This window comes from Blautia wexlerae DSM 19850 (assembly GCF_025148125.1).
Classification (GTDB): Bacteria; Bacillota; Clostridia; order Lachnospirales; family Lachnospiraceae; genus Blautia_A; species Blautia_A wexlerae.
Window position 1 is genome coordinate 2662373 of sequence record NZ_CP102267.1, and the last position, 13189, is coordinate 2675561.

Genomic DNA, 13189 nt, shown 5'->3' on the forward strand with positions numbered 1-13189 from the left:
GATTGAATGATGAAAGAATTGATTTGGGCAGAACATCAAAAACTCCGACGTTCAAAAATTGTGTTGGTCGCCATATTCGCAGTTATTATGGTTGCAATTATTGTTTTTACTCAAGGGCAGTTTTCTTTTGGGGAAAAACGCTATATAGATGACGCAGGGTGGTTTATGAACGCAGCACAGTCTTTAGCAACTTTTTTTGTTCTTCCTGCGGTTATTGCACTTTTGGGGAGCTATATGATTTGTCGTGAGGAACAAGAAGATACTATTAAATCATTACGTTTAATTCCAATAAGTGAAGCTAAAATGACGATTGCAAAATTACTTATTACTTTTGCATTTAGCGTACTCTTTTATTTGCTGCTTTTCGGCATTACATTTTTAGTTGAAGTTATTTTGCATTTTAGGGGCTTGTCTATCAAAATGATTTTAAGTTTTTTCAAAATCTATTTACTTGACGGCATTGGGATTTTCTTTGCTATTGCACCTGTTATTGCGGTTGTATCAAGAATAAAGAAAGGCTATTGGCTTGCTTTGATTTTTACAGTAATTTATTCTTTTGCAGGATTATTCACAAGTATATCCGATGTTCTTTCGGCTTGCTATCCTATTACTGCTACATTCAATATTTCCGGCTATTATTCTGCCACCTTTGGAGAAATCATTATTAGCCTTATGAGTTTGTTCTTTTGTGGATTGTTTTCTGTCTTGATTTTAATATCTAAAAAAACAATCAAAAATAAGTAATGATACAACCAACATCTGCCGGACGACGGCAAAGAAAAAAAGCCGTCGCAGAGCAGCCATATTTTCACGCGCCTATTCTATTTCGGCGGCTTTGATTTTCAGAGCCGCCGTTTCTTTTTGTCTGTACGACGACCCTTAACCATGTAGACATGGCGGCTTTAGGAGGTAGCCGCCATGAGTTATAAACCACATCAACAAATTCTTACATTCTTTGATTTATCAAAAAAAGCCCGACCGCCACCGGGGATATTCCTACCCTTAGATATGAACTATTAAATCATCTAAATACTTTTTATTATTCCTATGCGCCTGTCCGCGTTTTTTTGCGGACGGGCGCATTTTGTATGCTTAAAAAAATTTTTGAAAAAATTTCCGAAAATATTTGGCATTTTTTCAAAGCTCCGTATTACCCCGCGAAAAGGGGGAAGCACCACCAACTTTCAACGAGAAAGGAGGTGAGAATGTGGAACCTAATAGCAGGGAGTTTTATAAGCAATGTTCTTTTCAGAAGTATTGCAATGCGGTATTGCACAATGAAGCGTGCGACGCTCATAGAGAGCTTCGTACACATAAGGCAAAGGAAGTAACCTTTTCCGACATGACCTTAGATGAAGCGCGACAGCTACATACCTTTGATGAATATTTCAAACGGGAAACTGCTGAAACCGTCTTTGAAAAAGCCGGAAAGAAAATCACGCCGAAGCTGCTTCTTGAAGCAATCCGTACTTTGCCGGAAGAAAAGCGCAAAGCCATATTGCTGTATTATTTCGAGGGAATGAGCGATACAGAAATTGCAGAGTTGCTCAATACACCGAGAAGCACAATACAGTACAGGCGGACAAGCTCTTTTGAACAATTAAGAAAATATTTGGAGGAAAATGCTGATGAATGGGACGAATGGTAATCAACCTGGCTACCCGGAAAATGCCCTTGTTCCTTATCCTGTCATTGTGGCAGCGACAAAGGGCGACCCGGACGCTATGAAAATGGTCTTGCAGCATTTCAGCGGTTATATAGCCCGTTTATCCATGCGAAAGTTATATGACGAGCGTGGAAATGTTTATTTTGGTATAGACAACGACATTCGGGAACGGCTGCAAGCCAAACTGATGATGGCTGTCCTCAATTTTAGAACAGAGAAATAACCGCAATCGGCGGTGGAACGTCTTTACTCCCCCTTTTCCGTTCCGCTGCTAATGCGGCAACACAGCCATTTTGAACCTTGACAAAGAAAGCGGCGCAATAGAACGGCGACGCAGCATAAGGCAAATCGGATACGTTCCTTTTGTGCCGAGCCATACGGCGGGTGCGCCATGACCTTTCTCCTACGGGAAAAGCGAGCGAACAACACCACCGCTGCAAAGCAAGTGTAGCAACTTGCGGGCGATAACGCACAGAATACATAATGATACTTCCTTACAGCCATAGTCCGAGCGTTAGAAGCGTCGCAGGCAATGGGTAGGGCTTCGGCAGACCGCCGGAGGGGTGCAAGTCCCATGAGGTTACGCTAATAGCCGTCCGATTAAAGCCTATGTTACAAATTGACTTTTGACCCATTTAGAAAGGGGGACGACAAATTGAACAATAACGACGTGCCGATTTGGGAAAAGTACACTCTTACCATAGAAGAAGCCGCAAAATATTTCCGTATCGGAGAAAGCAAGCTGCGGAAACTGGCAGAAGAAAATCCCGTCCCGGACTGGGTAATGATGAACGGAAACCGTATTCAGATTAAGCGTAAGCAGTTTGAAAAAATGATTGATACGGTGGACGCAATCTGATAGTGAAATCGAGCCTTGAATGTGGTACAATGTAGTCAAGCATATCAAGGCTCTTTCCATTATGGAAAGGAGCATAACGATGTCGGAAAAAAGACGGGATAATAAAAATCGTATTCTCCGCACCGGAGAGAGCCAGAGAAAAGACGGGAGATATGCCTACAAATATATAGATACCTTTGGAAAACCGCAGTTTGTGTATTCTTGGAAGTTAGTACCTACGGACAAAACCCCGGCAGGAAAACGCGACGATATAGCGTTGAGGGAAAAAGAGAAAGAAATCCAAAAAGACCTTGACGACGGTATCGACCATATCGGAAAGAAAATGACGGTCTGCCAACTCTACGCAAAGCAGATACGCCACCGGGCAAATGTGCGGCATGGTACAAAGCAGGGGCGAAAACAGCTCATGCGGATTTTGCAGGAGGATAAACTTGGAGCCTGCCGGATTGAAAATGTGAAGCTCTCCGACGCAAAGGAATGGGCATTACGCATGAAAGAAAAAGGTTACGGCTTCAAGACTATCAACAACCACAAGCGTTCCTTAAAGGCTGCTTTTTACACAGCCATACAGGACGATTGTATTCGTAAAAATCCATTTGACTTCCAGTTGAACACAGTCCTTGAAGATGATACGGAACCAAAGGAACCTCTATCCCCTACGCAGGAAGCGGCTTTTCTGTCCTTTGTGCAGCATGATAAAGTCTATCAGAAATACTACGACGAGATTATCATACTGTTAGGGACAGGGCTTCGCATTTCGGAACTCTGCGGACTGACGGAAGCTGACATTGACTTAGACAAACAGCTTATCAATGTAGACCACCAACTTTTGAAGATTGCAGACGTGGGTTACTATGTGGAAACGCCTAAGACGAAAAGCGGCAATCGGGTTATTCCTATGAGTGAAAAAGTGTTGGAAGCATTTCAACGGGTGCTGAACAAACGGAAATATGCACAGCCTGTTATTTTAGAGGGCTACACAAAGTTTCTGTTTCTTAACCGGAACGGCTTGCCAAAAGTGGCAGTCAACTATGAAAGTATGTTCCGGGGGCTTGTAAGGAAATACACAAAAACGCAAAAGGTAGCATTGCCAAAGGTAATGACACCGCACACCTTACGCCACACATTCTGCACCACGTTAGCAAATGCAGGAATGAACCCAAAGGCATTGCAGTACATCATGGGACATTCCAACATCAATATGACGCTGAACTATTACGCGCATACGACTTCCGAAACGTCGATAACAGAAATGAAGCGGCTGATTGCATAAGTAGTAAACGGAGAATTTACTACTCCACATACTACTTTTGAACACCAAAACATACGGGGATATAAGAAGATTTGAGAATATCTTCCATAACAAAAAATGCCGGAAAAGCCTGTAACAATAGGCTATACCGGCATATAAGAACTTTTGAAAAGATAGTCAAAAATTACTTTGTGATTTTTCTCAAAAAAGCCCCAAAATAGAACGTATAGTTTGTTTCTATACACTCTATCTCAAATTTGCTATTAAATGCAGCTCTGTTTTGTCTTCATAGTCTGCAAGTACATATTTCTCCTACAAGGGCCGCTTTTGCATCATTTCCCAATTTAAACGGCATTTCAAAAGTTTCCATTCGTTTTTCCTTAAAAAATAAAATAAAAAGCACTACCGTTTTTAGCGATAATGCTTTCCATATTCTTATCCGAGAAAGAATAACACAATTGAAAGAACAAGAGGGATTATCCAAGCTAAAACGGAAATTGCTACCTTCCAAAACGTCTTTCTTTTAAGTTTTATTAGATGACGATATGAATTTTCGATAATCTCATACACTCTATGATATTGATTATACGCCGCCTCAAATTCGTTGTATGCGTCTTCCACATCTTCAACCATACCTTCCTTTTGCTTAGCAAGTATTAACTGCTTTTTTGCTTTAGATACGGTTTCACAAAGATCTGACCAAAATTCCCCATTATCTACAACAGTTAAATCTGTAAAGCGATATTTATGTACAAAATTTTCATAATAATCACTGTACGCAAGGCACAGATACTTATAGCAATCCAGTACACAACGCTTCATATGACTCTTGGCTTTTCCTATATTCTTTTGAATTAGTTCCTCATTTGTAATTTCATAGCATTTTGCTATATGACTCATAATAGCCCTGACTTCATTTAAGATTTCTATCGGAAATTCATTTTCCATTACCTCCAATTGAGCTACATAAGGTTTTACCGTTTGTTGGTACTGTTTATAAATATCAGCTATTTGTTTTTGATATTCTTCCTTAAACACTGGTGTACTATTGGTACTTTCTGACATTATTTAATCCTCGACAATCCTGCATTTACTTTATCCATTGTTTTAATACGTCTTCTGGACAATAAAGGATTTCCACGTCCCACTTTCCTGTGATCCACCTTATTAGAAAATACCAATTTTCTGTTGTTCTTTTTTTGGATATACGAAATCTCGTCATCATAGTCCATATCTACAATTTCCCGATATTTCTTTCCCAGCATCTTTTCAAGTATTTTTTGTGATGAACTGTTAATCTTATACATATCAATCTCCACACTTCTTTACAAATTTTACTTTCCTGTTTCTATATTTATGTCCATACACGTATCTAAGTGTCTAAAACCAATAGATTGGTTTCATTATAGGAGTTCTTGGTATTACTGTCAAGAAACTTTCCTGTTTCACAGAGATTTCACTTTTAGTTTTTTGGTTCATGCATTTTTATAAAAAATTTATCGTGTATATGGTTCGGTGTCTTTTCCGTCATATACAAATACTTTTATATCCGTATTTTCACCAACATCAGCATGAATACCTACCGTGTATTCTTTATCTGTAACGTTCAGAAAAGAATAGCAACCACCCGCAGGAATACTGCCAGATACGAGTTCCTGTTTTCCTTCGCAGAGCAGATGCACAATAACGTCAAAATCGTTTCTGTTCTGAACCGTCAACACGCCTGTTTTGGATAAAATTTTTGCATCAGAATATGTAATTACATAAGAATCAGGCGTTGACTCTTCCGCACAGGTTACAGAACAATCCCACTGTATCGCGGCATTTGCTTTTCGACAGGCTTCTGAAGACTTATATGTTGAAAACATAATCATTGTACTTATAGCAACAATACTAATAATGACCAACACTATTGTCACTTTTTTCTTCACAGCCATCACCTCCACACACAGTTCAATTTGTTACCCATATGATATCATATCTTTTCTTCAATTACATTACCTAATTTTAATACACAGCCATTCGACTTGCTATTACTTTGTTTTCTTCCATGTATAAAATTGCGGATTTGAATATATCTCCCGGTCACAATCTTTTAAAAGATCCTGAAAAAGTTTTGCCCACATCACAGGTATTTTTTTATTCTTTAAAAATGAGGTCTTCTTTTCCAAAAACAAATATCCGGCGGATTGAAAACATATTAATTAAAGCCGTCTGGCAGAATAATATAGAATTAGTAAAAACAAATTATCGGGACATCATACTGAATAAGACTATAAAGCTGCCCGGCATTTTCCGGGGGAAGATTGATGCATCCATGAGAACCACCTGTAAGATATCTGTCACCACCAAAGTACGGCTGCCAGTCTGCATCATGAAAGCCAATTCCTCCATTGAATGGCATCCAGTACGTTACCGGCTGTTCATAAGAATAGGTTCCATTTGCTGTCATTTCACCTCGCAGCACAGACGGACTGCTCTTTGAATTCAGTGTGAATATTCCAGGGGGTGTTTTTCTATCCGGATCACCTGGCAGTCCGGATACGATTTCTGATTGAAAAATAATATTTCCATTCTGATAATACCACATATACTGCTCTGTAAGATCTACCTCTATATATGTATCTCCGAGATCATTGATCCCATGTGCATTTGCTCTCATAGAATATACCGGTTCCCTGGTTGTCTGGGTTCCTGATTGAATTTCCTGCATGAGCTGTGCTGCTTCCTTGTCCTGATCAATCTTCCATCCATAGGCTGAGCCATATACATACACAATCCTTCCGCTTGTGGTCTCAAATTGTCTTTCAGTGCCAACTGTATCATGATCTGCTGCAAGCTGTGCCACATAATCCACTACATGCTGCCTGAAGGCTCCATCATCCGGAAGCAACTGCCCTTTCTCGTCAAACTGCAGCCAGTTTTTGATGGTATTCCCGTCAAGTGTTACCGTTTCATCTCCAAATGTATATGTGATATTTACTTTTGCCAGGCCATTATACATATTTACCATATTCTGAAGTTCTGAACTATCTCTCGTCACATCTGCTTCCTTATAAGCCTTTGGATTGCTTCCCAGATCTACATCTGCCGCCTCATTATCAATTGCTCTGCTTATCATCTGATAAGCTTCCTTGGCATTTAATTCACTGCCTTCTGTCTCTGGCACAATAGTAAATTCTGAATTAGAAAAACTTACATACGCATTTTCCGGTGCTATCTGATTCTCTTTTTTGGCACAATTTAATGAACTTACCTGTTCCTCCAGCTTTTCCCGACTGAAAACAGTCTCTTCTTGAACCATATAATTTTTCGTTTCAAAAAAACCTCTGATCCATTCCCATGGTTTCTGAGTCTTCAGCAGCTGAAGGATTTCCCCGCTGGATACATATTGATAATCAATGTCTTTACCTGTAATAGTCTGAGGTTCCTGCATCCTTGCACTTACCTGAATAACATAGTTATCCTTTTTCCCTGCAATCTCCTGCTCAACTTCATAAGCTGTCTTATTTGAACTGTCAATTCCATTGATGGTCGTACCCAAAAAGAAGTGATATGAGTAATAATAAGATATACCTGCATACACACAACAGCTAATAACCAAAATCATCACTATAAGCATTACAACTATTTTCATAATTTTGTTTTTGTCTGAAAATACAGTAGATCTGAATTCAGACTTGTTCATCGGCACATAAGTAATTGTTCCGGGTCTTGCCGATTTTGAGGTTCTTATTGATTGCCCTATCACTTCTTTTTGTCTCATATCTTATTCATCTTTCTTTTATATCAATTAGTTTTTTGCATTGTCATTGTCAAAATGCAATGTCTTATGGTACTTCGCATTCTCCTCCAGAAGTTTTTTCCATTTTTGTCCATCCTCTTTCGTAGGATTATCAAAATTCTGCTGACCTTTCAGCTCATCCATATACTGGACATAATCCAGAAAATAAATGTCTACCGTAGAAATATCTCTGTCCTGAATTGCGAAGTTATTACAGTTTCCAGTAGACTCATTGTACGGAAGTGTGTTTCCATTGGCATCAAGAGCTACCATGAAGCAATCACTGTTGGAACCTTCCTTATAAAGTTCATTTACCGTTAATTCATATGGAGTACGAATCACCGATTTAAGTCCAATACCTGCATCGTTTGTATCATTAAGTTCCAATACTTCTGTCTGGGAATCATCTACCGTAACCGGGATATCGAAGCTCCAGTCACCTTCATATTTGTAGTAACCGGCATCCGTTCCATATTTTTTCTCATCCTCTTCTGACCACTGGTAGTTTGCTTCCAGTCCTTTTACCTTCGTGATGTCCAGATGCAGATTAAAGGTATCTGGAATTTCAATTTCTTTAATATATTTCTGATATTCCCCACCACGTTCAGACACTTTATTTGTAAACTCTTCCAACAGCGCATATCCTTCATCTGTCTGATCGTCCAGATCGTCCAGTGTTATTCCCATCTCGTCCAGTACCTGCTGCGTCATCTCATTGTATTTCTCGCTGTATTCAGTATAATCTTTTGCAGCTTCTGCCAGATCATAGCGGAAAATACATGCATAAGTGTTATCATCCAGAAATTGTCCTTCCACCTGACCATCAATTACAGGACTGGCATCCGGATTAAAGTCCACACCACCAGTCATATCCAGATCAATGACCGGTGTTCCATTTTCCGCCAAAGTTTCTGTCTCCGGAAATGGTGTATCACTTTTAAACTGCATGGTCACATAAATCGCCTGGCTGTTAGCATACACCTCAGAGCATGTAATTGTCAGCCCATCTGCAGTTTTAGTGTAAGCAGCACCACTATTGGCGTTGCCGTTCTTGGCTCCATCTGTTTCACTGCTGTCTGTCTTCGTTCCATCAACAGCTTCCAAAGTTGTTGCATGATCTGAAAAGTCACCAAAGAAACTCACATTATCCTGTAAAATTTCAAAGAGTCCTCCTACAACCGGGATATTCTTTGCCATTACCGGATTGATTGCACAGAATACAAATCCTACTGCCAGTACCGCTGCCATACCTCCTGCTATCCTGCCTCCACTTTTCATCCAATGATATGGATCCTTTGATGCTTTTCTCTGTAAAACAGTGTTATTTTCAATCAAACGATATGCCTGATTAATATGTTCATTCACGATTTCCGGCATTTCTATATCCTTTTGAAGTTTTTTCTGAAAGTCTTTCTCATTATAATTTAAAGTCATCATTAGGCACGTCCCTCCTTAACCTTATATCCATACATCTCTGCAATCTGTTTTCTGCCACGATAAAGACGAGATTTTACAGTGCTTTCCTTCATATCCAGAATGTCACTGATTTCCCGGATACCAAATCCTTCCATATAGTATAGAAGAATAACCAAGCGGTATTTACTGTCCAATGGCTCTAAGGCCTGGATCCATTCCATTGCTGCATATTTTTCTTCGTGAAAAGGCGTTTCCGGCATCTGATCCGTATAAGTAACCAGCTTTTTCTTCTGTATCATGTCCTTGCACTTATTGATCAGAATTCGAATCATCCATGTCTTGAAATATCTGTTCTGTTTCAGACTTTTCAGATTTTCATAGCAGGAAAGAATCGTATCCTGTATTGCATCCGCAACATCTTCATCATTTTTCAGATATGCTGCTGCAACCTTGTACATACTCTGTACATTCTCATCTATAAGCCGACAAAAAGCATCTTTATCGCCTTTCTTTGCTTTTCGTATCAAAATCTCATTCATTGTCGTCTCCCTTCTCCTATATCAGACCGGTCATCAGGAAATATTGTATAAAAGCTTTTCTTTATGTGCTTCTACTTATTAGACGTGCAAACTCCCAAAAAAGTTGCACTTTTTTTAACAATCTCAGAAAATCCCCAAAAGATTAGTTTGAACACTTCCATGCTTTTCATGATTACCCGGAAAGGTGCTATAAAATATTCCAGGTACTAAAAACAGCCGTACCATGTGTTTTTACATGATACGGCTGTCAATGATTCCAGCCCCTCAGGACAGATCAATCAAAAATCATGTCCTCTGTCTCATCAGGTTGTGACATGCTCCCACCACTTAAATCCCAGATTTTGAAGTGGGGGCTTCTTGCTCAATGACTCTACTGAGCCAAGTATCTACAAGCTATCCTCGCGTGCCCCGCGATTCTTTTTGCCCGGACACGGGCGTATTTTCTTACTTATTGTCCGGATATGGACAGTTTATACTGCCAGCATCCTTCTTGCCTCTTCACGGATATTGATCGCTGCATTTCGATCTCTGTCCATCTCATTTCCACACGTGCAGCGGTATACTCTTTCAGATAATCCCAGCTCTTTTTTTATCTTTCCGCATTTACTGCATTTTTTGCTTGAAGGGAAAAAGCGGTCTGTCTTTACTAATTTCTTTCCCTTCCAGGAAAGCTTATAATCCAGCATATTCCGGAACATCCCGTATCCATTATCCTGTACACTTTTTCCAAAATGCAGGCCCCGGCTCATTGCTTTCATATCAATATCTTCTACCGCGACTATATCGTACTGGTCTGTGATCCTGCGGCTCAGTTTATGCAGATAATCTTTTCTCTGGTTTCGTATTTTTTCATGGCACCTGGCAACTTTCTTTTTCTGCCGCACATAATTGCGGCTTTCTTTTACACATCTCGACAGTTTACGCTGCTCTCTCGCCAGCCTTTTTTCATTTCTTCTGAAGAATCCTGCTTTTTCAAGCTCAATCTCTTATGAAAACACTGCCATCCCCTGCATCGCATAATCAATCCCCAGTATTTTGGCATTGCTGTAATCTTTATCTGCTGCTTGGTTTTCGCAGCTGTATCCTTCATACAGCAGACTTGCAAAATACTTTCCGGACGGCTCCATACTGACTGTCACTGATTTCAGGCAGCAGTTTTCTGCAGGCTCCCTGCGTTTTTTCATGGAGATCCATTTTAATTTTGGAAGCCGGATCCGCTTATCTTCTACCAGAATATTTCCGTTGACTACATTTGTTGTGTAACTGTTTTGGGAGTGATGTTTTGACTTGAAACGTGGAAATCCAACCTTGGGATCACGGAAAAAGTTCTTATATGCTTTCTCCAGATGAAGCTGAACATTTGCCAGTGCCAGCGAATCTACTTCTCTCAGAAATGGATACTCCTTTTTATACATGGCTGGTGTATTTTTTAACAGCTTTTTCGTCTTTTTATACTCCCGGATCTTGTCATTAAGCATCTGGTTATACAGAAAACGGCAGCAGCCAAATGTTTTTCCAAGGAGTATCTTCTGTTCTTCTGTTGGATAGATCCGGAAACGATATGCTATGTTCAATTCTTTTTCTCTCCCTGGGTTTCGATGTATTGACGGATTACTTCAACTGGTGCCCCTCCTGCCGTCAAAAGGCAGAAACTCTGGCTCCAGAATGCTTCTTTCCAAAGTTCTCCCGGATTTCCGGATACTCTTTTTTCAGCAGCCTGCTGCTGGCGCTTTTATATGCATTGATAAATTTACTGAGTCCCGTTTTAGGCTGTGCACGAAACATTACATGCACATGGTCAATATCATGATTCCATTCCTCCAAAACAATTCCATATCGGGGTGCAATATATTCCCATATTTCTTTTGCTCTTTCTGAAATTGGGTCATTGATAACTTTTCTTCGATATTTTACCACCATGATCAGATGATAATACATCAAATATACTGAATGTGCATTGTGATCTATTTTTTCCATAAAACCAGTCCTTTTTTGATCTTTTATCTTGTATAATTTTCTATTTCAATCCCTGGACCTGCAGATCTTACAAGATAGTCAAATTCATTATAATCCTGGATCTCATAGGCGGTCTCTTTGTCCGTTGCTTCCTCTGCATCATCCCAGGCAGTTCCTTTGTCCCCTACCCTTTTCTCGATATCCGGCTCATTCGGATCTACAACTTTCGGGATGGTTAAAAGACACTTGCTGGTAAAGCTGTAATAAGAGCTTCCAATGTTTCCGGCAGAGGTACGTGCATTTCTTATGGTATCCCCGCTTCCCAGGTTACCAAAATTCATCCCCTCATAAAAGCGGAGGGAAAACTGGTCTGCTCCTTTTATATAGGCAGTAACCCAGGCTTTTTTATCTGCATCTGTTGTCAGGACATCTTTGGAAACTACATTTCCTCCCTCCTGATAGATATGGTCATAACCCTTTAATTTATAAATGCCGACCATACCCGGCTGTTCATTGATGCGGAATGCCTGCGCAGCATCCAGGTCACTTAATGTAATATAGGAACGGAGTCTGGCGGTTTCCTCATCGGTTAATTTCAGGGACTGCTTTTTACCTGAACTGTCTTCTCCGTATTTCGTCCATTGAAAAGTGGTATCAATATAGTCAAGTCCACGGATACTGATACCGATCTTTGTTGTATGGAACCGGATAAACGGAGGGATTGCTTTGCCTGTCGGCACATCGATCCAGCTGAACGGCTGCTTTTTCCAGTTGGTAACGGTCATTTCTACATTGTAGTAGACTTTGTTGATCTTATCGTAGGCAGCTTTATAGTAGATGATCTTCGGCTTTTTATCTCCAAGGTTGTCTACTTTTACACTCTTTCCTGCCGCGTCTTTTGATACATCCATAATAGGGGACATATCGTTGTCTACATTTACAGTTTTAAATCCGTTATTCTTATTCCATTTAAAAGTAATGATACTGTCTTGTCTCGGATCAATAGTCGTGACATCCGTGCCGTTCTGTATGGTCTTTAATGTCATTGCGCTTGCAGCCTATACGATCTGCGCGGAAAACGGCAGATAACCGATCACCGTATTCACGATCATTAACAGTACCATGAAAAACGCAACTACTTTTCCATATGTTTTTTTAATCATGGGCTTTCCTCCTCTTTTTCTCTGCGTTTTCATTAGAATCTCACACATTCATAGGCATCACATCCCCATTTTTACAATAAAAAAAGCAAGATCTTTCATCTCACTTTTTCCTTAATCCCAATTAAAATTTATGTGTATCGAATAACCCTTTCAGTTCTGTTTCCATCTGGTTTTGTTCCTCTGGCAATGGAATCTTTTTATCTTCAAAGGCGTAAACTGCATGTTTGATATAATCATTTACTGTTTTATGCAGTAACTGATCTCTGTTTTCGATTTTCTCTATGATGATCCGGTCTTCCGGTTTGTCACGATGCAGTCTTATCTGAGGGCGGTATATTTTATTTTCCATCATTCTCTCCTGCTGTTTTTTCATTGATTTTCTTTTTAAACATGATTTCTGCATCCTGATCTGCCCGCTTTGCAACGATCAGACAGGCATACATAAGAATAGAATTACCCTCTAAAAATACCAGTAAAATAGCAATACATACCATACAGCGTTCTCCTTTCACTTTATGACATCGTGTCACAAAGTTCTTTTTCAAAAGAGTCCC

The 13189-nt window shown here is 39.9% G+C and carries 14 protein-coding genes and 2 pseudogenes; 5 read left to right on the forward strand and 11 right to left on the reverse strand.

Translation table 11 applies throughout. The features are described 5' to 3' along the window. Nucleotides 1–6: 6 nt before the first annotated feature. The 5 genes from NQ550_RS12245 (at nucleotide 7) to NQ550_RS12265 (ending at nucleotide 3798) form a co-directional block, all read left to right on the forward strand. Nucleotides 7–744: an ABC transporter permease gene (locus NQ550_RS12245; RefSeq protein ID WP_005933814.1), complete on the forward strand. Its 738-nt coding sequence runs from the start codon at nucleotides 7–9 to the stop codon at nucleotides 742–744. A 463-nt stretch (nucleotides 745–1207) separates the two neighbouring features. Further along, nucleotides 1208–1648, forward strand: coding sequence for an RNA polymerase sigma factor (locus NQ550_RS12250; protein WP_021421424.1), 441 nt, complete (start codon nucleotides 1208–1210; stop codon nucleotides 1646–1648). Continuing rightward, entirely contained in the window at nucleotides 1629–1889 is a 261-nt protein-coding gene (locus NQ550_RS12255) for a helix-turn-helix domain-containing protein (RefSeq protein WP_005933821.1), read from the forward strand. The genes NQ550_RS12250 and NQ550_RS12255 overlap by 20 nt, the downstream gene beginning before the upstream one ends. A 432-nt stretch (nucleotides 1890–2321) precedes the next feature. Further along, nucleotides 2322–2525, forward strand: coding sequence for an excisionase (locus tag NQ550_RS12260; RefSeq protein WP_009905235.1), 204 nt, complete (start codon nucleotides 2322–2324; stop codon nucleotides 2523–2525). Between the two features lie 79 nt (nucleotides 2526–2604). Then, a complete protein-coding gene (locus NQ550_RS12265) occupies nucleotides 2605–3798 on the forward strand; it encodes a site-specific integrase (RefSeq protein WP_022398882.1) in 1194 nt (397 codons plus the stop codon). A 414-nt stretch (nucleotides 3799–4212) separates the two neighbouring features. Here the strand turns inward: NQ550_RS12265 and NQ550_RS12270 are convergent, their stop codons facing one another. From NQ550_RS12270 to NQ550_RS12320, 11 genes and pseudogenes are all read right to left on the reverse strand, one after another. Beyond that, nucleotides 4213–4842 carry a hypothetical protein gene (locus NQ550_RS12270; RefSeq protein ID WP_008703665.1) on the reverse strand — a complete coding sequence of 210 codons (630 nt, stop codon included), beginning with the start codon at nucleotides 4840–4842 and terminating at the stop codon, nucleotides 4213–4215. Continuing rightward, nucleotides 4842–5084, reverse strand: a complete 243-nt coding sequence (locus NQ550_RS12275) for a hypothetical protein (protein WP_020994008.1) — start codon at nucleotides 5082–5084, stop codon at nucleotides 4842–4844. The genes NQ550_RS12270 and NQ550_RS12275 overlap by 1 nt, the downstream gene beginning before the upstream one ends. A gap of 189 nt (nucleotides 5085–5273) precedes the next feature. Beyond that, entirely contained in the window at nucleotides 5274–5714 is a 441-nt protein-coding gene (locus NQ550_RS12280) for a hypothetical protein (protein ID WP_025578742.1), read from the reverse strand. 296 nt (nucleotides 5715–6010) lie between these two features. After that, a complete protein-coding gene (locus NQ550_RS12285) occupies nucleotides 6011–7414 on the reverse strand; it encodes a L,D-transpeptidase family protein (RefSeq protein ID WP_259837423.1) in 1404 nt (467 codons plus the stop codon). Between the two features lie 156 nt (nucleotides 7415–7570). Beyond that, nucleotides 7571–8998: a DUF4179 domain-containing protein gene (locus NQ550_RS12290; RefSeq protein WP_025578740.1), complete on the reverse strand. Its 1428-nt coding sequence runs from the start codon at nucleotides 8996–8998 to the stop codon at nucleotides 7571–7573. After that, nucleotides 8998–9516 carry an RNA polymerase sigma factor gene (locus NQ550_RS12295; RefSeq protein WP_025578738.1) on the reverse strand — a complete coding sequence of 173 codons (519 nt, stop codon included), beginning with the start codon at nucleotides 9514–9516 and terminating at the stop codon, nucleotides 8998–9000. The genes NQ550_RS12290 and NQ550_RS12295 overlap by 1 nt, the downstream gene beginning before the upstream one ends. 470 nt (nucleotides 9517–9986) lie before the next feature. After that, nucleotides 9987–11090 (reverse strand): annotated as a pseudogene (locus NQ550_RS12300) (RNA-guided endonuclease TnpB family protein). Nucleotides 11091–11164: 74 nt separating this feature from the next. Further along, a pseudogene (gene tnpA / locus NQ550_RS12305) lies at nucleotides 11165–11493 on the reverse strand (IS200/IS605 family transposase); the annotation flags it as partial. 23 nt (nucleotides 11494–11516) lie between these two features. Continuing rightward, the gene (locus tag NQ550_RS12310) at nucleotides 11517–12518 is read right to left on the reverse strand and encodes a hypothetical protein (protein ID WP_025578736.1); all 1002 of its coding nucleotides are present in this window, start codon (nucleotides 12516–12518) and stop codon (nucleotides 11517–11519) included. A 238-nt stretch (nucleotides 12519–12756) separates the two neighbouring features. Beyond that, a complete protein-coding gene (locus NQ550_RS12315; protein WP_259837429.1) occupies nucleotides 12757–12987 on the reverse strand; it encodes a hypothetical protein in 231 nt (76 codons plus the stop codon). Beyond that, on the reverse strand, nucleotides 12974–13129 hold the full coding sequence (locus NQ550_RS12320; protein WP_172730325.1) for a hypothetical protein: 156 nt from the start codon (nucleotides 13127–13129) through the stop codon (nucleotides 12974–12976). Before NQ550_RS12320 ends, NQ550_RS12315 begins: the two co-directional genes overlap by 14 nt. Nucleotides 13130–13189 lie beyond the last annotated feature (60 nt).